Genomic DNA, 20885 nt, shown 5'->3' with positions numbered 1-20885 from the left:
CACGGTAGAACCCAGCCTCCTTCGTTATACCTAAGCTCGCATCGATCGCGCTGCGACCCAGGTCTAAAACCAGGACTAAAACCTCAGCCTAGATCCCCAGCCTAAAACCCAAGCCCAAAAGCCGAGCTATCCTAAATCCAGGACTTAAACCACATATGCGAATACCACTGCTCATACGGAATCACCTGAGCAGTCCACAACGGCATAAAGTACGCGCTCAACACCAGCACACCCACCAGGTAGATCGCCACCAGCGTCACGCCCAAACGAGCACGCAACACCGAACCGCGAGAACCCGACAGAGCCAGACCCAAAACACCCGCCAACAGTAGAATCAGGAACGGCTCAAAGGACAGCGCATAGAAATAGAACATCGTGCGAGTCGGGTACATAAACCACGGGAAATAGCCCGCACCGAATACAACCAGCAGCGCACCAAAACGCCAATCCCGCTTCAGCAGCAGAATCAGAAGCGCCACAATAATCGCCGGAATAAAAGCCCACCAAATCGCCGGGTTACCGATATTCAAAATAGCCTCGGAACACGACTTCACGGTACAACCCGAAGAACCCAACTGCGGCGACTCATAGTAGTACGAGGTTGGGCGACCCAAAACCAGCCACTGCCACGCCTGCGAAGAATATGTATGCGGGCTGCTCAAACCAGAATGGAACTTAAACGCCGAGACATGGTACTCCCACAGGGAACGCAAATCCTCAGGAAGCCACATGACACCCTTGCCCGGGTTCTCAACCGCCCAGCGACGGAAATACGCATTCGACGACTGGAACCAGCCCGCCCAGGTACTCAGATACACCAGCAGACCCATACCAATCATCTGGAAGAACGCGGGGATGCCATCACGCACCAGCGCCGTCAAACCCCACTTGTTCAGACCCACAATACGGCGAGCATTAATATCCCAGAACACCGTCAGCAGACCCATCGCCGCAATAAAGAACAACGAATTCCACTTCACGCCCACCGCAGCGCCGGCACATACACCGGCAGCGAAACGCCACAGACGCAGACCCATACTCGGGCCCCATGGCGTCGGTGGAAGCACACCGCTATTTTGGCGTGCTGCTTCCGCAATATGGTGCGCCAACACACGCCGTGCCTGAATACGGTCAAGCACCAGACACACAAAAGTCGCCAAAATCCAGAACATCTGGAAAATATCCAGCAGAGCCAGACGAGACTCCACCAGCATCAGACCATCAACAGCAGCCAGTAGCGCCGCAATAGTCGCCACAGTCATCGAACGGAACAGCAACCAGCCAGAATAGGCAATCAACGCCACCGACAGGGTGCCAACCACCGCAGCAGAAACACGCCAACCAAAGGGATTATTATCACCAAAAATCGCCATGCCCGCAGCAATCATCCACTTACCCAACGGCGGATGCACCACATACTCCGGCGAATCCGTCAACAGACCCGACGGGTGACCGGCAGCGAAGGAAGCGTTAGCCTCCTTTGACCAGCTCAGCTCATAGCCGTAATGCACATACGAATAGGCATCCTTGGCGTAGTAGGTCTCATCAAAAACAATGGCATTCGGATGCGCCAAATTATAAAAACGCAGAATGCCGGCAACCAGCACAATCAATGCAGGCGCCAACCAACCCCAACGCGGGGCACGAATATAGGCAACAGCGAGCGCATCCAGCAGAGAATCGAGGCTGTAACGACCATGTTCAGACGAAGAACGGGTCGAATCAGCCGGAGCGGCAGATGCGGGAGAAAGTAGCTTAGGTATCTTCACCCCATCAATCCTAAAGGGTCAGAAGGTACGATGCACCATTTCAGCACGTGAACGGCATATATGACGCACTCGGACCCCCCACTCGCACTAGCTACTTCTATCCTCTACCTCGCCTAGTAAGCCCACCCGGCATCCGACAGAGCGCGGGCGTTACACTTAGTGGGTACACGAAGACCAGACACAGACACGAGGCCTGCCATGACTGCATCCGCAGAATACACTGAAGCAACCACCGACCCCTTAGAAACGGTCCAGGGACCCCAGACTGACATCGCTGATACCGCTGACACCGCCGTCACTTCCGAAGAAGGCGGCGTGCTCATCCTCGGCGGTACCCCCATCGGCAACCTTGCCGATGCCTCCGACCGACTGCGCTCAGCCCTCGCCACCGCAGACCTCATCGCCGTTGAAGACACCCGTAAGCTACGAACCCTCGCCTCCGGGCTTGGCGTGCGCACGCGCGGCCGCATCATCGTCAACCACGACCACAACGAAGCCGAACGCAGCGAAACCATCGTGCAAGCGGTACAGGACGGCCAGCGCGTGCTACTGCTCTCGGATGCGGGCATGCCCACCATCTCCGACCCCGGTTACGTTGCCGCCGCAGCCGTCGCGGAAGCCGACCTGCCCGTCACCGTGGTGCCCGGTCCCTCCGCGGCGTTGACCGCGCTCGCGCTCTCCGGTCTGCCCACCGGACGATTCACCTTTGAAGGCTTCCTCGCCCGCAAGGGCTCCGAGCGCACCCGCCGTCTTGCATCGTTGGTGGGGGAGGAGCGCACCATGATTTTCTACGAATCCCCGCACCGCACCGCCGCAACCCTGGCAGACTTCGTGCAGACCTTCGGCGCCAACCGCCGCGGAACGGTCAGTCGTGAGCTAACCAAGCTTCACGAAGAGGTTCGACGCGGTACCCTGGCTGAGCTTGCCGAATGGGCTGAGTCTGAACGCGTCCGAGGCGAAATAGTCATTATCGTTGAGGGGGCACAAGCCCCCGAAACCCCCGAAGCGCAGGACGTAGTACAGCTGGTCCTCGACCGCGTGGCTGGCGGAGAGCGTCTCAAGAGCGCCTGCGCCGCGATCGCAGCTGAGACCGGCACCTCCAAGCGTGACCTGTACGAGGCGGCACTGGCTGCCCGCTCCGAATAGCCCAAAAACACCCCGCAGTTTTACCCCCCAGCTTTACCCCGTAGTTTTATCCCGAGGATTTATCAATGTGTCAGAGCCATCCCGGTCCTGAAATCACCCAGGAGTACTTGAACTCCCTCGCCGCACTGGCGAACTACACCCTGCCCACCCCCACGGCACTCCAAACAACCGCCCTCCCTAAAGGCTGGGAGCCGGTGCCCGGTGAAGTACCCGCACCCTATAAGGCGGAACTTTACACCGGCATCAGCGATGCCGAAGGCGGAGAGGGAACCCGCCGCCGCTCTACCACCGGCGAGAACGGCCGTAGCCGCAACCTGGTCTTCCCGCCTGCCCCCGAGCCGCTGCCGTACCCCATCGTGGATAACCACACCCACATGGACCTGCTCGACGGCGAAGTAGAAATCAGCGCCCGCGACGCACTTGACGCCGGTGAGAAGCTCGGCATCGCCGCCATCGTGCAGGTCGGATGCGATATCCCCTCCTCCCTATACGCGGTCGCCGCCGCGCAGGCTGATGAGCGTGTCCTCGCCGCTATCGCAATTCACCCCAACACCGCCCCCGAGCTGGCTGCAACAGGACAGCTGGAGGCGGCGCTCGCCACCCTCGACGAGCTCGCCACCGCCGACCGTGTACGCGCTATTGGTGAGACCGGCCTGGACTATTTCCGCACCGGCGAAGAAGGCATGGAGGCGCAGCACTACAGCTTCCGCGAGCATATTCGCATTGCGAAGAAGCACAACCTGGCGCTGCAGATTCACGACCGGGATGCGCACGAGGATGTTGTGCGGATTCTGGATGAAGAGGGTGCGCCGGAACGTACCGTGTTCCACTGCTACTCGGGTGGTCCGGAGCTTGCCGCAATCTGCAATGAGCGCGGCTGGTACATGAGTTTTGCCGGCACGGTGACCTTCAAGAACTCGAAGGGTATTCAGGAGTCGTTGGCGATGGCTCGCCCGGAGCTGATTCTTGCTGAGACTGATGCGCCGTTCTTGACCCCGCATCCATTCCGTGGCCGCCCGAACGCGTCCTACATGACGAACTACACGGTGCGGTTCATGGCGGCTCACCGTGGTGAGGAGCTGGAGGCGCTATGCCGCCGCATTCGTGAGAATTCGGAGCGGGTTTACGGTCAGTGGTAGGCGCGTACAGCCTGTAGCGGATAGATATTCTGGGCAGCCTCGCGGTGCGTGCCTGCGTGCTAGACTGTAACGGCTACAAACAAACTCACTCAGACAGCTATACCATGATTTGGTTTGCAGTATTTAGGTGCGTATAGTGCCTCAATAATTGGTGCTGCGAACATCCCGACAAGAGTTTATGTATAGCCCCCATGGCTGGTGTTTTAGGAGGATACTATGGCAAAGATTCTGAAGTATGTTCTGGGCCTGGATGGCGCTAACCGGTTTGATTCTTTCTTCTCGGTGGGGGCGCCCGCTCAAGATTTTAAGCGTTATTCGGCGGTAGATAATCGCGACGATCATGTCACTGATGCAGAATTCGATAGTAAGCCGTTCTTGACTCGTTACGGTAAAGACCCAAGTCCTGTCGAGAAGGGTTGTACGTTGAGCCACTACTACATGTGGAAGGACTTCCTCGCTTCAGATGCCGACTGGGCTTTGATTGCTGAGGACGATATCCTCATTTCCCCTGACCTGCAGCCTGTAGTGGAGAGGATTATCGAAAAGTATCCTCACGTGCAGATGGTTAACCTGTGCGATATTTACGCTTCTGAACCTGGCAAGCTCAACCCGCAGGTTGATTACCCCCGTCTTTCACTGTTCGCTCCCTTTGTGTACGGCAAGTACCGCATGGGTAGCACGTATCGTTCGAAGCCTCTGCACGGCACCGGCTTGTACCTTCTTTCACGTTCTGGAGCTGAACGACTCGTAGAGTGTTTTGGTGAACCGGCTCTGGGCGTTGTCGCTGACGATTTTACTCTCTATCGAGAGTGGGGAGTGGGCGTATATTTGGTGCAGCCGGGCCTGTGCGGTTGGGAGGGTAGCAGTGTCATCCTGGAAACCGGTAAGAGCCACCTTAAAATGCTGACTGAGAAGAAGAAGGGCGAGAACCCTTTGGACCGTCTGCGTATTGCGTTGGCTCTGAAGACGCGTCTGAAGAATGTATGGAATGCTCTATACGCAACCTTCGATGAGGTAAAGCAGCACCTGGGCAAGGTGAAGTAAGTAAAGCTTCTTTGCGAAACTTCCTCTTCGCCACATGTGTGGTGGGGAGGAACTTTTTTGTGGGCGCCTTCAATCTTTGCATGTGAGGCGGTATGCAAAGTGTGGGATATAACAGGAAGAAGTGTGCTAATTATTGGGGTTATCTTCGCTTGAATGATAGGCTGTTCTATATATTATTCGCTCAGTGACTAGGCAATATTTCATAGTACGCGCGTGTACTTAGCGCATCTCGTATATGTTGTTGTTCGGTCAACACTTCGGCAACTCATACAGAGCTCACGTCGTTTTATATAAAGGCTGTATGGGCGTGCTATAGAAGCCATAGACAAGGGGGAGAAAGCATGGCAAAATTCCTGAAATATGTCCTGGGTCTGGACGGCGCGAATCGTTTTGACTTTTTTTCTCTGTTGGGGCTCCTGCTCGGGATTTTCAGCGATACCCCGCGGTAGATAACCGGGATGATCATCTGACCGATGCAGATTTTGATAGTGAGGCCTTTCGTAAGCGCTGGGGCCGTGCCCCTTCGGCAACTGAAAAGGGATGCATGCTCAGCCACATAAATATGTGGCGCGATTTTCTGGCAAGCGATGCTGACTGGGCTTTGATTGCTGAGGACGACGCTTTCATCTCTGCTGATGCAGATCGCGTAGTTCAGCGGATTATTGAGCGTTATCCCGAGGTGCAGCTTGTTAATCTCTCTGATAATTATTCTTTCCATGCTGGTGTCATGAATCCGCGCAGGGCGTATATCCGTCTTTCTCTTCTCTCTCCGTTGGTGTACGGCAAGTACCGTATGGGGAAAATGTACGGCCCTCACCGTGTGGAGTGTACTGGCCTGTACCTGCTGTCCCGTTCGGGTGCTGAGCAGCTAGTGAAGCATTTTGAGCATAAGGCTCCGGGTACTGTGGCTGATGATTATCCCCTGTATGAGGCGTGGGGCTTGGATGTGCGTTTTGTGCAGCCGGGCCTGTGCGGTTGGGAGGGTAGTAGCGTCATCCTGGAAACCGGTAAGAGCCACCATAAAATGGCGACTGAGACGCAGAAGGGCAAGAGCCCTTTTGACCGCCTGCGTATTGCGTTGGCTCCGAAGATGCGTTTGGCGAATGCAAAGAACGCCCTGGACGCCACTATTGATGAGGTAAAGCAGCGTTTCTCGCGGTAATCTAAACTGTAACCTACCCACCATCCACCTATGTGAAGGAACGCTGTGAACGATCTGCCCCTGCTCGGCCCTGCTGAGATTCGCGAGCTTACCGAGATGCTCGGTATTCGTCCTACGAAGACTCTTGGGCAGAACTTTGTGATTGACCCCAATACGATTCGTCGTATTGTCAACGCGGCAGAGATTTCACCGGAGGAGACGGTGCTGGAGGTCGGCCCGGGCCTGGGTTCGTTGACCCTCGGTATCCTGGACGCTGCGAAGGACATGGTGGCGGTGGAGATTGACCCGCCGCTGGCTCAGCAGCTTCCGCACACGATTGAGAAGTTCCGCCCTGAGAAGGCGGGCGATATTGACGTGGTGCTCATGGACGCCCTGAAGGTCACCGAGCTACCTCGCACTCCGGACGCTTTGGTGGCGAACCTGCCCTATAACGTGGCGGTTCCGGTGCTTCTGCATCTGTTTGCGCAGTTCCCGAGCATTCGTCACGCCCTGGTGATGGTTCAGGACGAGGTCGCCGACCGTCTTTCGGCGACCCCGGGTTCAAAGATTTACGGTGTACCCTCGGTGAAGGCTAATTGGTATGCCGAGGTGTATAAGGCGGGCGTGATTGGCAAGAATGTGTTCTGGCCTGCGCCGAAGATTAACTCGGGCCTGGTGGGTTTCCGCATGCGCGAGGAGCCTCTCTCTACCGTTGACCGTGACCTGGTGTTCACGATTGTGGACGCCGCTTTCGCTCAGCGCCGTAAGACTCTGCGCGCTGCGTTGAGCTCCTGGGCGGGGTCGGGTGCGCGTGCGGAGCAGATTCTGGTGGCTGCCGGTATCGCTCAGACGGAACGCGGTGAGAAGCTGGATATTCACGGTTTTATCCGCATTGCGGAGGCTTCGCTGACTATTCCGGCTGAGCCTGTAGCGGAGTAGCTTTTTCCGCTCTGAATTTTTCACTGACGTTCTCTCGCGAGTTCCCGCGCGAAAGGTGTATGCGCTGATGAGTACCCAGGCCGCTATTTCCGTTGATGCTCCCGGTAAGGTCAATCTGTACCTCGCCGTGGGGGATGTCCGCCCGGACGGCTACCACCCGTTGACTACGCTTTTTGCGGCGGTCTCTTTGACGGAGACCATTACGGTCTCTGAGGGGCAGATACCGGGGCTGAGCTTGAGCATGGATATTGTGCCCGGTTCCCTGGTGAATCAGCAGATGCAGGCTGGCCAGTTCGATCCCGCCGACGTGCCGATGGACGAGCGGAACCTCGTATACCGTGCCGCCGAGCTGATTCTTGCCGAACACGGTATTTCTGGGCACGGCGTTGAATCCGCGCCGGCGCTGCACCTGCACATTGCGAAGGCTGTGCCCGTGGCAGGCGGCATGGCTGGCGGTTCAGCGGACGCGGCTGCTGCACTCATTGCTACGGACCGCTACCTGCACGCAACCGGCCGCACCGGTGCGCTCCTGACCCAGACAGATTATGAACGTCTCGCCGCGCAGCTGGGCGCCGATATTCCCTTTAGCGTGCGTGCCGCGCTCGGGCAGGCCCTCGCACTGGGGCAGGGGACCGGTACCGAGCTACAGAACGTTACGGCGCTTCGAGAGCCTCTGCACCTGGTAATCGTTGCCGCACAGTTTGGCCTCTCCACCCCCAGCGTCTTCAAACAGCTGGATGCGGGCCGCGCCTCGGGGCGGTACCCCGCCTCAGGTGAGCTGGTGGAACCTGCAGAACTTCTGGAAGCTCTGAACTCTTATGACGGTTCGGAGGCGGCGCTCGCCTCCCTAGCGGCCCTGTTGCGTAACGACCTGCAGGCACCCGCACTCTCGTGCGCCCCGCAGCTGGCTGAAACCCTGGCCCTGCGCAATGACGGGGCAGTGCACGCATCTCTGGTGTCTGGCTCCGGTCCGACCGTGCTGCTATTGGCCTCTTCTCAAGCACGAGCAGAGGCTCTCGCTACCTCTCTTCGTGTTGAGGGCCACCACGCCGTAGCTGCCGAAGTTACTAGTGCGTAGCCCGTATATCTGTCACACTAGATAATGATTTATCACTCACTGACTTCTATTATTCTCTGGCGGAAAGGGAGAATCTTATGAAGGTTAAAAATATTGTTATCTCCCAGGACCGTTTTAGCCTTCTTGGCGGTATTACGACCGTTAACAGGATCCTGGGCAGGGCCTTTAAAGAAGCCGGGTACAACGTTAGCTATCTGGCGCTCTACGATAATACGGGAGATAACCCTGACGCTGTGACCCCGGATTTTGTGATCCGCGCCGGTTCGCTTGTCTCGAAGACCACCCATAATAAGCTGGTGTACAACAACCCCGGACCGCTGGGTGCCGTGCTGGCGGCTAAGAAGGCATTTACCGCCCTGTGGGACCGCTATAACGCAGTGCGCACCCGCCGTTACCTGCAGTCGCTGGGCAAAGATACCGTTGTTCTGACCTCGATGACCGACATTGCTGAGTATCTGGTGGACTATGCGCGACAGGGGCGGAAGCAGGGGATCGGGTATCTCTACGAATTCCACAGCGCTTTCGACAGCTTTCACCGCACAACTCGTGAAAAGACCCTTAAGGATATTGGGCGCTACTACGACTCCTTCATCGCGCTTTCTGAAGGAGACGCGCGCCTATTTGCTGAATGGCTGAACCGCCCGGTTGACGCTGTCTTTAACCCTAACGTTTATATCACCCCTGAGATTCAGCAGAAGATTATGGGCATAGCTCAGCAGAAGAAGCCAGTTATTCAGTATATTGGCCGCTATGGGGCTGAGAAGGGTCTCATGCGCATTCTGGAGAGCTTCATTGCGTGTGCGCCGGAGTTCCCTGAATGGACTTTGAAGCTCAACGGCAGCGGAAATGACGAGACTGAGCGTCAGATGCATGAACTTCTCGAGACCCTTGAACCTGCCCTCGCCGAGCGTATCGTGGTGGGTGGACCCCTGAGCTCCGAGCAGGTGCTTGAAGCCTATGCTGAAGCATCATTGACCATTTGTGCCTCTGATTTTGAGGGTGGCCCCATGTCTTTGCAAGAGGGCATGCGCGTTGGTACGCCTTTGGTTTCTTACCCCTCCAGCTATCTATTGTTGGACTATTTGCCTGAATTCGGCTATCTCGCTGAAGAACGTAGCGTTGAGGCGCTGACGAAGCAGCTACGCCTGGCTATAGGTGATGATGAATTGAGAGCTAAAAAATCTGCTTTGTGTGTTGAGAAGTCCTCTATTTTCTCTCCCGAATATATTGTTCAGTGTTGGGAGAAGGTTTTTGGCTCTATCCACCGTTAGCTGTAAGCACCGAGGAATGCTTATATAGAAGAATGCCGGTTCTAGATTTACTCTAGAACCGGCATTCTTCTATATCCTCTGCAGGCTAACCATTAGAGGTGCATCGAAAGATACGTTATTATCCCATGAGCTGACGTTCCGGAACCGCATGGAAACGGTACTGGAACATCCCCTTGAGAGCACCTAGGTTCCCACCGGCTTCTCGTGCACCCACCAAACGAGTGGCAGGGAAGAGCAACAGTGGCAGGGACTTCGCCAGAGCAATAACCGAGTACTTGATGCTCGGGCCGGTCATACCTAAGTCCTTGAAACGAGCCCAGAGGAGCATACGGTAGTACTGGTAGTTATATTGCTGACGGAAAATCTGCTTTGGGGTGGAGCGAAGACGGTAGCGTACCAGCGAGGCGTAGGTCTTATAGAAGGGCACGCCGCTTAGACTCACGCGCCAGGAGAAATCAGTCTCTTCGGACCCCGCGATGTAGCTACAATCCATGCCGCCGTTACGTAGGTATACATTGCGCGGGACGGAGAAATTGCAACCGGTAATTGAGGGCAGGAAACCCGCGAAGGGAGGTACCTGGTCTTCGGTCTCCACGAGGGAGCTCTTCTCCAACACCTTCTTGTCAGAATCGAGGGGCACGCCGTAGGCTTTGAGCACCTCAGCGGGATTGGTATTGTGCAGGTTAGCTCCCGAAACGAGCGCGGGGCTGTGCCTGTCGTGTACCGCTAGGTGGCCTTCCAACCATCCGGTTTCCACGTAGTCGTCCGAGTCACAATAGGCAAGAATCTTGCCTCGGGCTTCCAACGCACCAACGTTACGGGCATTAGCGGGACCCTTAATGTTGCTGGAATCTACCCAACGTAACGGGTAGGGGGCGTTGAACCTCTCTACCAGTGTGCGGGTATTATCAGTGCTGCCATTATCACTGACCAGTACCTCGAAAGAGCGGCTAGTTTGCTGTTCAGCCAGCGCTTGTAGTTGCTTTTCAATGAATGCGGCGCCGTTGTAGACAGGAACCACGACAGAGGCTTCGTACTCGTACTTTTCGCTCATGTTACTCCCCCAAATCTTTAATGCGGCGTGCAGGAACACCCGCGTAAAGGCCATTCGGCTCGCAGTCGGAGACCACCACAGCACCTGCGGCAATCATGCATCCGGCGCCGATGGTGACGCCAGCAATGACGGACACGTTCTGGCCGAGCCAGGAACCGTCACCAATCACGATAGGAGCCTCAACATTTTTTCCTGCACGCTGGCGTGAGGGACCCATCTCGTGGCTTGCGGTGCATAGGGTGACGCGCGGGCCCAGGTAGACGCGGTCGCCCATCTGTACTGCGCAGTCGATAAAGATATCGTGGTTAACCCAGCAACCGGAGCCAATCCGAGCCCCTGGAAGAATCTCGGAGCTGGGATGCACGTAGGTGCCATCACCAATGGAGACGCCGGCGGCGCGGAGCTTTTCGATGCGTGCCGTGCGGCGCTTGGTCTTCTGCTCCAGAAAATGCTGGTGCTTGAGCTGTTTGAGCGTGTTGAGCATGAATACCTTCATAAGGGTGTACAGGGAAAAATGCTCCCTAAAAGGGGTAAAGGTTACTATCCATAATGGTAGCGGGATATCGCCCCGACGAGGTGATATCCCGCAGAAGTAGATAAGAAACCCACTGTTATATATGGCACATAAAGCAGACGCTATCCCAGTAGCTCGGAGAGTTCGAGCCAGCGCATTTCTAGCTCGTCAATCTCATCCTGAAGTGTCTGCTGCTGTTCGCCGAGTGTCGCCAAACCGGCGTAGTCCGAGGCGTCGTGCGCGCTCATCTGCTCGGAGAGCTTCTCCTGCTCTGTAGCGAGCTTGGCGAGGCGGCGTTCAATTGCACCGGATTCCTTCTGCGCCGCACGCAGCTCGGCACCCGAGACTTTCGGGATATCCTGCTCAGTGGAAGGCTGCACCGAGGAGGCGGCACGCGCCTGCACGCTACCGGCGGCAGAACCACCAGCACCGGTTGCAGAGAGCGCCAAGTACTCCTCCACACCGCCAGGCAGGTGACGGAATGAACCATCAATCACGGCGTACTGCTGATCGGTGACACGTTCCATGAGGTAACGGTCGTGGCTGACCACCAGTAGGGTACCCGGCCAAGTGTCTAGCAGGTCCTCCATCGCGGCGAGCATATCGGTGTCCAGGTCGTTGGACGGCTCGTCGAGAATCAGTACGTTCGGCTCATCCAGCAGAATCAGCATGAGCTGAAGGCGACGCTTCTGACCGCCCGAAAGGTCCTTGACCGGGGTAGACAGCTGCGCACTCGTAAAGCCCAGACGCTCCAGCATCTGCGAAGGGGACAGCTCCTTACCATCGGCAATGTAGCTACGCTTCTTGCGGCCAATCACATCCGAGACGCGGTCGTTAGCAACCTCGTTCAGCTCATCGAGCTGCTGGGTCAGGGTTGCAATCTTCACGGTCTTACCGTGCTTGACCCGGCCCTCGGTCGGCTTCAGATCACCGGTCACGAGAGAAAGCAGAGTGGACTTACCTGCGCCGTTCACACCCAGGATGCCGGTGCGCTCGCCGGGGGCAATACGCCAGGTGACCTTCTTCAACACCGGGCGCTTGCCGCCGGGCATCGAGGAATCGTCATAGACGACAGAAACGTTTTCGAGATCCACCACGTCCTTGCCGAGGCGGGATACCGCCATCTTCTTTAGCTCCACGGTGTCACGTACGGGCGGGACGTCTGCAATGAGGGCGTTGGCGGCATCAATGCGGAACTTCGGCTTGGAGGTACGCGCGGGCGCACCGCGGCGTAACCAGGCGAGCTCCTTGCGCATCAGGTTTTGACGCTTCGCCTCCGCTGCGGCTGCCTGACGGTCACGTTCTACACGCTGCAGAATATACGCCGCGTAGCCGCCCTCGAAGGGTTCGACGATGCGGTCGTGCACCTCCCAGGTATCGGTACAGATTTCGTCAAGGAACCAGCGGTCATGGGTAACGACCATGAGGCCGCCCGCATTCTTTGCCCAGCGGGACTTCAGATGGTTGGCGAGCCAGGTGATGGCTTCAACATCCAGGTGGTTGGTGGGCTCGTCAAGCATGAGCACGTCCCACTCCTGCGCGAGCAGTGAGGCGATTGCTACACGTCGGCGCTGACCGCCGGAGAGTGAAGAGATGGGCGCATCCCAGGGAAGGTCAGAGACCAGACCGGAGATGACATCGCGGATGCGTGCCTGCGACGCCCATTCGTATTCGGGGGTTTCACCCACAATTGCGTAGCCGACGGTGTGGTTGTCGTCGAGGATGTCTGACTGGTCGAGGTAACCGATGCGGGTGCCGCCGCGCACGGTAACCCGGCCGGAGTCCGGTTCGAGCCGGCCGGCAAGAATCTTCATGAGGGTGGACTTGCCGTCGCCGTTGCGACCGACAATGCCGATGCGGTCGCCTTCGTTCAGGCCGACTGTGATGCCTTCAAAGATGGTTCGGGTAGGGAATTCGAGGTGCAGCGATTCGCCGCCAAGTAGATGTGCCACGCCTTCTAGGGTACAGGGTGAGTCTTTACTTCAAGTAGCGCTCCAAATTTTGATGAGGGGGTACTTGATGGCGGTGAGACAAGCTGTGGGGATTGCGGGGTGTGCGGCTAAGTTGAGCACAGATATTTGATAAACTGAGGAAAGCATTTCCTGCATTGCGTTGTTCTGTGCCCAAAATTGCGGCCATGACGATGAGGACCCGTTAGCGGGGGCTTGTCGTGAATGTAAGGATAATCCGCCATGGTGTAATGGCAGCACAGCGGCCTTTGGAGCCGTTTGTCTAGGTTCGAGTCCTAGTGGCGGAGCGTAAGCACTCAACGGCACCGTTGATAGAGAGTTATCGGTCCGCGCTCACTCCTCACTCTTGCAACCTCGTCTAAGGAGTCTTCCCAGTGAACACTGAACTGGCACCCTCTGCAGTGATCGTTCTCGCTGCAGGCGCTGGTACGCGCATGAAGTCCGCTACCCCCAAGGTCATGCACGGCATTGGTGGTCGATCCATGGTTGAGCATGCTGTCGCTGCTGCACGAGATTTGAACCCCGAGCGCCTCGCTGTTGTGGTACGCCACCAGCGCGATAAGGTCGCTGAGCATGTGCTTACATTTGACCCTGAGGTAACCATCGTTGATCAGGACGAGACTCCGGGTACTGGTCGCGCGGTTGAGGTCGGTCTGAATGCCCTGGATGCGCAGGCACCCGTCTCCGGCACCGTCCTGGTGACCTACGGCGATGTTCCTCTGCTGCGCCCCGAAACCCTGCGCGAACTGATTGCCTTCCACGAAGAAGACAAGAACTCCGTAACCGTCCTGACCACCCATATTGATGAGCCCGGCGCCTACGGTCGTATTGTCCGTAACCAGGCTGGCGAAGTGACCGCCATTGTTGAGGCGAAGGACGCTTCCCCAGAAGAACTCGAAATTACCGAAATTAACTCCGGTATTTACGCTTTTGATGCCGCTGTTCTGCGCGAGGCACTGCTCGAGGTGACCACCAACAACGCACAGGGCGAGAAGTACATTACCGACGTTCTGTCCATCGCTCGTTCTAAGGGCTACCGCACCTCCGCTCTGGCTATTGAGGACCGTTGGGAGGTCGAGGGCGCTAACGACCGCGTGCAGCTGGCTCAGCTGGGTCGTATGCTCAACAACCGCATCCTTGAGACTCACATGCGTAACGGCGTGACCGTCGTTGATACTGAGAACACTTGGGTTGATGTTACCGTCACCATTGAGAACGACGTAACCCTGCTGCCTGGTGTACAGTTGCACGGTTCTACCACCGTCGCTACCGGCGCTACCATTGGCCCAGACACCACCCTGACTGACATGACCGTTGAGGCTGGTGCTACCGTCATCCGCGCGCACGGTCACGGCGCTGTCATTGGCAAAGGTGCAACTGTTGGCCCGTTCGCATACCTGCGCCCCGGTACCACCCTGGGTAAGGACGCTAAGCTTGGCACTTTCTGCGAGGCTAAGAACTCGCAGATTGGTGATAGCGCAAAGATTCCGCACCTGTCCTACGTTGGCGACGCCACCATCGGTGAGGGCGCGAACATTGGCGCTGGCTCTATCTTCGCGAACTACAACGGCCTGGTGAAGAGCCGCTCCGTGATTGGCGCACACGCCCGTATGGGTGCTGCAGGCATTTATGTTGCACCTGTTACTGTCGGTGACGGTGCCTACTCCGGCGCGGGCGCGCTAATCCGTAAGGATGTTCCTGCGGGCGCCCTCGCCTACTCTGAGACTTCCCAGCGCACTATCGACGGCTGGGTCCTGAAGAACCGTGCCGGTACTGAACCCGCCGAGGCAGCTAAAGCTGCTGGTGCGCAGGAACCGGCAGAATCCTAATTCGAGGAAAGAACAACACCATGAGTAGCGAGATTACCAACCCTGGTGAGCGCAAGCTTGTAGTGGTCTCCGGTCGAGCGCACCCCAAGCTTGCCGAGGAGATTGCGCAGGCACTTGATCACGACCTGCTGCCCACCTCCTCATACACCTTCGCCAATGGCGAGACCTACGTCCGCTTTGAGGAGTCAGTGCGCGGTGCGGACGCTTTCGTGATTCAGTCGCACCCGGCACCCATCAACGAATGGCTCATGGAGCAGATCATTATGATCGATGCGCTCAAGCGTGCATCCGCTCGTTCCATTACCGTGGTGTCTCCCTTCTACCCCTACGCTCGTCAGGACAAGAAGCACAAGGGTCGCGAGCCCATCTCGGCACGTCTGATTTCGGACCTATACAAGACTGCTGGTGCTGACCGCCTGATGTGCGTGGATCTGCACACCTCGCAGATTCAGGGCTTCTTTGACGGCCCGTTGGATCACCTCTTCGCGATTCCTGTTCTGGCGAAGCATATCCGCGAGCGCGTTGAGGATCTTTCGAACGTGACCGTTGTTTCCCCGGACACTGGTCGTGTCCGTGTAGCTGAGCACTGGGCTGATCTGCTGGACGGCGCCCCCCTGGCGTTCGTGCACAAGACTCGCGACATTAACGTCCCCAACCAGGCTGTTTCTAAGACTGTTGTGGGTGATATTGAGGGTCGTACCTGTGTGCTGATTGACGACATGATTGACACCGGCGGTACCATTGCTGGCGCTGTGAAGGTCCTCATGGACAAGGGCGCGAAGGAAGTTATCATCGCAGCTACCCACCCGGTTCTGTCTGATCCTGCTGCTGAGCGTCTGTCTCAGTGCGGTGCTGTGGAGGTCGTCGTGACCAACACCCTGCCCGTGCCGGAAGAGAAGCAGTTCGATAACCTGACTATTCTCTCCATCGCTCCGTTGATCGCTCGCGCTATCCGCGAGGTCTTCGACGAGGGCTCTGTGACCGAGATTTTCGAGCACTAAGCTTCTAAAGCCTAAAGAGAGTCCCCCGCCGACCGTCGGCCGGTGGGGGACTTTTTGTTGTATGAAGCTAAAGCTTACCCCGGCAGGGACAGATACTTGTCCCTGCCGGGTTAATGCTCTATACGGTGCAGCGTAATTAGCGGTGTACCTGTGCAAGCCAAGGCAGAATCATGCGGAGGGACTGCTCCACCTCGTCCACGGCAACTTTCGCTGCTGCGGGGCCGCGGCGGTAGGGGTCTTCTAACTTGTCGCTATCGAGCGGACGAGCACCGTGTGAGTAGAGGTAAGAGAGCGGCTCGGCGCGGCGTGCATCCTCACGGATACGTGCAACCTGCTTGAGCAGCTTGATCTTGGCGTGGTGCTGGGGCCATTCGCGCACGATCCAGTCGGCGTGTACCTTCTCAGCGACCAGGATAATGGTGGCGTTCTCGACGATCTGGCCGTTAAGTTGGCGGGAGGCGAAACCTTCGGGGTTGTAGCCGCGCTCAATAAGTTCGTTGGCTACGTGCTCGTAGACGCCGTGGCCAACGAGTGCGCCGGTACCCGCGCTGGAGAAAATCCACTTGTCTTCCAAACCGTATTCTGCGGCGAGGTGCTTGGAGATCACCTCACCGGATGCGCTGCGGGCAATGTTACCGGTGCATACGAAGAGCGCTTCGAAGGGGCCGTCTTTGCGGACGCTGTCGGTAGGGTTGAGAGTCTTGGGGGAGAGCTTGAAGAGGGAGGGGCGTTTGCCGCGAGGCGTAGTAGCCGGGCGGGAAGCCTGTGCGTTCTGGCTGTTAGCTTCTTCGGGGTTGGCGAGCTCTTTGGCATCAACGGTGGGTGGGTTGTGCTGGCCTACACGGATAATGCTGGGGCCTGTGGGCTTAGCGTCTACATCGAGGATGTCAGCGGGGGCTGCCTCGATATCGGTATGGGTGAGAGGCTGCGAGATGGTTGCGGTGCCGTCGGCGCTCAGTTCTTCTTTCGGGGTGACTTCCTGCTGAGGGGTCCGCGTAGCGGTGTATGCCTCGTAGTCGTCTACTGCTTCAAGGAGGGAATCGTCAGGGGAGATGGTGCGACTGGCTATCCCGTGGCGGTTCTTGCCTGCCAGCTCGGGGCTACTCTTAATGAGGGATCGGACTCCATCAGCAATATTTTCGGTGAGAGAGGCGGCGGTTGCCTGCTGCTCCTCAGCAGTTTCTGCGGAGCTGGTTTTGTCCTCGGAGGAGCCCCACGTGTACTTGTCCTTGAGGGACTTGATGTTGAAGATGCCCATCAAAAAGCCTTTTCTAATTGACGTACCCAACAGTAAACAGGGAAGCCGGAAGTGTCGGGTTTGCTGAATGAATAGTATCTATCATACCGAGTTACTTGCACTTTCAACGGTTCCTTTTCCTGTGCGTGGCGAATACCCTACAAGTGCGTAGAAGAGCAACAGTAGCCGTATAAACATCCGTTTAAAAATGACCTAAAGTACAGGAGGCTCTCCAAAGCTAAAGAAAGCCTGCATGCTAGAATTATGCGTAGATTCTACTCATCACTCCTCAAATACATGGGCCCGTCTGTAATTGATGGCGGGTCGAGAAAGGCATCATGGACCTTCTTATAACGAAACCTCTGTTCTATCAACAAACACTAGATTCATCTTTTGGTAAAAGATGCTGAGATTTAATGAATTTCTTTACAGTTTGTTACATTTCTCTTCTCCATACAGCGGTAGTAAGGGAGGTTCGGAGAGGTCTCCCTCTGTGCTGGGTAGCAGAAGTTAAACAGGCTCAGGATATTAGAAACGATGCTTATGGTGCAGAATGTTAAATTTTGGAATATCTATTTAAAACTTGTTTATTGTTGAAGGCTTAACTTTGTGTCTAATAGTAAAATTTGGATTAAAACTCTGAATTTATTGCAGATACTGTAATGTTTCTTCTCATATTCAATTGGTTTGTTCTATTGCGGATTTCTATCCGCAGAAGGTGCAGGTTTTATCGTGAAGAGTATGTACTCTAAGATCCGACTTTTCTTCCCGGGTAAGAAATTTAGGCTCCTCATCGTCAATATCATTGGCCTTTTCCTTGTATCGCTGGTCGAGATGCTTGGTGTTGCGCTGGTGCTTCCTCTGGTGAACCTTGCTACAGGAGCTCCACGTGAGGGTTTCATCTTGGAGGTTTCTAATTTCTTTGGCGACCCAGATACTCCGACCTTGATTATTATCTTCGGGTTGACTCTTGTTGCTGCGTTTGTACTTAAAGGCGTTTTTTCGTTGGCCATCCGTCGCTGGAGTCTTAGCTTTCTTGGAACCCAACAGAGCGCGGTGTCGGTAGCCCTCTTGAATCGATACACTCGTGAGCCTTATCTGGATCATCGCAAGCGTGGCGCAGCCTCAATTTATAACGCGGTGAATGATCTTACCACCCAAGCATATGGCGCCTATGTGGGTGGTGTCTTATCATTTATCGGCGAATTGCTGTCGATTCTAATGCTTATGGTCATGTTGCTGGTTATTATGCCTGTTCCAGCGTTGCTGGCAATGGTTTATTTCGGGCTGACATCTTTCGTTCTGCAGAGTGTTCTTAAGCGTAAGAACCGCGAACAGGGTGTTATCGCCCTGAATGCGACTAGGGGTGCATGGTCTGCGATGGTTGAGTCGGTAGACAGCTTCCGTGAGATTCGTCTGTACGATGCGGCCGATCGTTACATGTATCGTTACCAGGAAAAGCGTCAAGAATCGGTAGGTGCTTCTATGCGTAGTGCTTTCCTTTTGGATTTTCCTAAGTACACCCTTGAGATTATTTTTATCTTGGGCATTGCGGGTCTTCTTGCATTTATGAGCGCAACTCAGGGTGCAGATAGTACTGGGTATCTGGTTCTTTTTGCGGGTGCTTGTATTCGAATCCTGCCGAACTATACTCGTATGGTGTCATCTCTTGGTAACATCCGTGCTGGTGAGTATGCCAGCGATGAACTCGTGAAGGAGATCGAGCAGCTCTCACCTGAAGCTCGAATGTTTATCCTGGCTTCTAAGCCTATCGTTCCGGAAGGCCATGAGTACATCAATAAAACTATTGAACCGATTAACATTCAGGTTGATAATTTGAGCTTCCAGTACCCGGATGGTGATAAGCCGGTCCTTAATAACATTACGCTGGATATCCCGATGGGCTCTTCAATTGCTTTCGTGGGCGGCTCAGGATCGGGTAAGACGACTCTCATTGACCTTATCTTGGGTCTTATCGCTCCGACCCATGGACAAGTGCTCGAGAATGGTGAGCCGATCCAGAAAGATTTGCGTTCTTGGCATCAGCGTATTGGATATGTGCCTCAGGACGTTTTTATTGCAGACTGCACTGTAATTGAAGCAGTTGCTTTTGGCCTTGAGCCTCATGAGATTGATGTGGAGCGTGTTAATTACTGTCTTGAGGTTGCTGCGCTGACTGAGGTAGTAGAATCATTGGAAAATGGTTTAGACACTAAACTTGGGTACAATGCGACCCGTCTTTCGGGTGGCCAGAAGCAACGCCTGGGTATCGCCCGTGCACTGTACCGTAACCCGAGTGTGTTGATTCTGGATGAAGCAACCAGCGCATTGGACAACGAGACCGAGCACAAGATCACGAAGACAATCGAGCGTATTTCTAAGGACATTACGGTCATTATCGTGGCTCACCGTCTTTCCACGGTGCGCAACGTTGATCAGCTGGTATACCTCTCCCAGGGCCGCATTGCCAATAAGGGAACTTTTAAGGAAGTTCAGGCGGCAAACCAAGAATTCGCGAACCTCGTTCGCCTGGGCCAGCTGCCCGACTAATTGAAACTAAGGGGGTGATCGTATACAGATATAGATACGGTCGCCCCCATATTTAGACTTCTATAGCTTGTGAATTTCCGGCACATCACTCAAAGGACATATTGTGACTCATACTCCCCGTGTTTCTGCGGTTATTCCTTTCTACGGCGAGCCGGAACCGGTTCTTGCCATTATTGACACTCTGCGTGCTCAGCAGGGCATTGACCCTACTGATATCGAGATTATTGTCTCTGATGATGTTTCTCCCACCCCCTTCCCCGAAGTTGAGGGCGTGACCGTGGTTCGCCGCCCTGTTAATGGTGGTTTCGGTAAGGCTGTGAACTCTGGTGTTGCTGCCGCTACCGGTGAGTGGGTTTTCATCCTCAACAGCGACCTGGAGCTGGATAACAGCTTCGTCTCGCGCATGCTCGCAGCCGTGGAACGCCACGGCGAGATCCTGGCTAGCCCGCAGATCATTGGCCACGACGGCAAGCAGCAGTGGGTGGCACGTAAGTTCCCCACCGCAGCGCATGTGGCGTGGGAGTGGTTCACTCCGTTGGCTCGTTTCAAGCCGACCAACTGGTGGCACCGCGGTGTTGGCCACGATGTTGAGGCATGCACCGGCACCTCCGATGCGAAGGTCGACTGGGTTATGGGTGCGTGCATGGTCGTTCCTCGTGCGACCTTCAACCGCATTGGTGGCATGGATGAGCGTTTCTACATGAACAGTGAAGAGGTGGACTTCCAGTACCGCCTCCGGAACGCTGGCGTGGACCGTTACCTGATTCCTTCGGTGACTGTAACCCACGAGGGTGGCGGATCTTCGCCCTCCGAACGTCGTGTACAGTGGCTGACCACTGCTCGTTTCATTTATGCGGACAAATGGGGCTGGGAGAAGAAACTGGCCAACCTACTGCGTGTGACCAGCTACGTGAACTTCCTGGTGAACTCGATACGCGGCCTGCGCAATAAGGATGTGGATGCTCGTGGCTTCCTCGCCACAGAGTTGGAGCGTATCTCCAAGGCAGAGCGCCGCGAGAACTAGACGCGGAACGTGCGGAATCTACCGCGGTAGTTCCGCAAGATTTCTATTGCTCTTCATTAGAAGGCTCACGCAGAACGTAGGAGGCGACACAACGCATTCGCGTGTGTCGTCTCCTGCTTTCGTTGTAAAATTTTAATAGGTATGTTTTGCCTCAAATTGCAGGTGAAACTTTCCGTTCC

Annotated in this window: 16 protein-coding genes and 1 tRNA gene; 12 read left to right on the top strand and 5 right to left on the bottom strand. The window is 55.8% G+C overall.

Annotated features, from left to right (window positions below; translation table 11 throughout):
* Positions 1-131: 131 nt before the first annotated feature.
* A complete protein-coding gene (locus tag O3648_RS06675) occupies positions 132-1769 on the bottom strand; it encodes a phospholipid carrier-dependent glycosyltransferase (RefSeq protein WP_279741795.1) in 1638 nt (545 codons plus the stop codon).
* Between the two features lie 198 nt (positions 1770-1967).
* Here O3648_RS06675 and rsmI point away from each other — a divergent pair, with 198 nt between their 5' ends.
* From rsmI to O3648_RS06640, 7 genes are all read left to right on the top strand, one after another.
* Positions 1968-2915 carry a 16S rRNA (cytidine(1402)-2'-O)-methyltransferase gene (gene rsmI / locus O3648_RS06670; RefSeq protein WP_371569212.1) on the top strand — a complete coding sequence of 316 codons (948 nt, stop codon included), beginning with the start codon at positions 1968-1970 and terminating at the stop codon, positions 2913-2915.
* Positions 2916-2980: 65 nt separating this feature from the next.
* Positions 2981-4054, top strand: a complete 1074-nt coding sequence (locus O3648_RS06665) for a TatD family hydrolase (protein ID WP_371569211.1) — start codon at positions 2981-2983, stop codon at positions 4052-4054.
* 216 nt (positions 4055-4270) lie between these two features.
* Entirely contained in the window at positions 4271-5098 is an 828-nt protein-coding gene (locus tag O3648_RS06660; RefSeq protein ID WP_371569208.1) for a glycosyltransferase family 25 protein, read from the top strand.
* Between the two features lie 466 nt (positions 5099-5564).
* On the top strand, positions 5565-6260 hold the full coding sequence (locus tag O3648_RS06655) for a glycosyltransferase family 25 protein (protein WP_371569214.1): 696 nt from the start codon (positions 5565-5567) through the stop codon (positions 6258-6260).
* Between the two features lie 45 nt (positions 6261-6305).
* Positions 6306-7178, top strand: a complete 873-nt coding sequence (gene rsmA, locus O3648_RS06650) for a 16S rRNA (adenine(1518)-N(6)/adenine(1519)-N(6))-dimethyltransferase RsmA (protein WP_371569206.1) — start codon at positions 6306-6308, stop codon at positions 7176-7178.
* Positions 7179-7245: 67 nt separating this feature from the next.
* Positions 7246-8256: a 4-diphosphocytidyl-2C-methyl-D-erythritol kinase gene (locus O3648_RS06645; RefSeq protein ID WP_371569203.1), complete on the top strand. Its 1011-nt coding sequence runs from the start codon at positions 7246-7248 to the stop codon at positions 8254-8256.
* 77 nt (positions 8257-8333) lie between these two features.
* Positions 8334-9527: a glycosyltransferase gene (locus tag O3648_RS06640; RefSeq protein WP_371569201.1), complete on the top strand. Its 1194-nt coding sequence runs from the start codon at positions 8334-8336 to the stop codon at positions 9525-9527.
* Positions 9528-9645: 118 nt separating this feature from the next.
* Here the strand turns inward: O3648_RS06640 and O3648_RS06635 are convergent, their stop codons facing one another.
* From O3648_RS06635 to O3648_RS06625, 3 genes are all read right to left on the bottom strand, one after another.
* The gene (locus O3648_RS06635) at positions 9646-10581 is read right to left on the bottom strand and encodes a glycosyltransferase family 2 protein (protein ID WP_371569200.1); all 936 of its coding nucleotides are present in this window, start codon (positions 10579-10581) and stop codon (positions 9646-9648) included.
* A 1-nt stretch (position 10582) separates the two neighbouring features.
* Complete coding sequence (locus O3648_RS06630) at positions 10583-11065, bottom strand: DapH/DapD/GlmU-related protein (RefSeq protein ID WP_371569198.1); 483 nt, start codon at positions 11063-11065, stop codon at positions 10583-10585.
* 152 nt (positions 11066-11217) lie between these two features.
* On the bottom strand, positions 11218-13047 hold the full coding sequence (locus O3648_RS06625; protein WP_371569196.1) for an ABC-F family ATP-binding cassette domain-containing protein: 1830 nt from the start codon (positions 13045-13047) through the stop codon (positions 11218-11220).
* Positions 13048-13281: 234 nt separating this feature from the next.
* On the opposite strand from O3648_RS06625, the gene O3648_RS06620 reads away from it, so the two are divergent.
* From O3648_RS06620 to O3648_RS06610, 3 genes are all read left to right on the top strand, one after another.
* Positions 13282-13352, top strand: a tRNA-Gln gene (locus O3648_RS06620).
* Between the two features lie 87 nt (positions 13353-13439).
* Entirely contained in the window at positions 13440-14894 is a 1455-nt protein-coding gene (gene glmU, locus O3648_RS06615; RefSeq protein WP_371569194.1) for a bifunctional UDP-N-acetylglucosamine diphosphorylase/glucosamine-1-phosphate N-acetyltransferase GlmU, read from the top strand.
* 20 nt (positions 14895-14914) lie between these two features.
* On the top strand, positions 14915-15895 hold the full coding sequence (locus O3648_RS06610; protein ID WP_279754304.1) for a ribose-phosphate diphosphokinase: 981 nt from the start codon (positions 14915-14917) through the stop codon (positions 15893-15895).
* A gap of 136 nt (positions 15896-16031) precedes the next feature.
* Here O3648_RS06610 and O3648_RS06605 read toward each other — a convergent pair whose 3' ends face one another.
* Positions 16032-17153 (bottom strand): phosphotyrosine protein phosphatase, encoded by a 1122-nt coding sequence (locus O3648_RS06605; RefSeq protein ID WP_279789398.1) that lies wholly within the window; start codon positions 17151-17153, stop codon positions 16032-16034.
* Between the two features lie 720 nt (positions 17154-17873).
* On the opposite strand from O3648_RS06605, the gene O3648_RS06600 reads away from it, so the two are divergent.
* A complete protein-coding gene (locus tag O3648_RS06600) occupies positions 17874-19682 on the top strand; it encodes an ABC transporter ATP-binding protein (RefSeq protein WP_371569190.1) in 1809 nt (602 codons plus the stop codon).
* Positions 19683-19785: 103 nt separating this feature from the next.
* A complete protein-coding gene (locus O3648_RS06595; RefSeq protein WP_371569187.1) occupies positions 19786-20706 on the top strand; it encodes a glycosyltransferase family 2 protein in 921 nt (306 codons plus the stop codon).
* The last annotated feature ends 179 nt before the right edge of the window (positions 20707-20885 follow it).

This window comes from Rothia sp. 27098_8_161, from assembly GCF_041432905.1.
GTDB lineage: Bacteria > Actinomycetota > Actinomycetes > Actinomycetales > Micrococcaceae > Rothia.
Note: the sequence above shows the minus strand (reverse complement) of the source record. Positions and strands in the feature narration are given on the sequence as shown.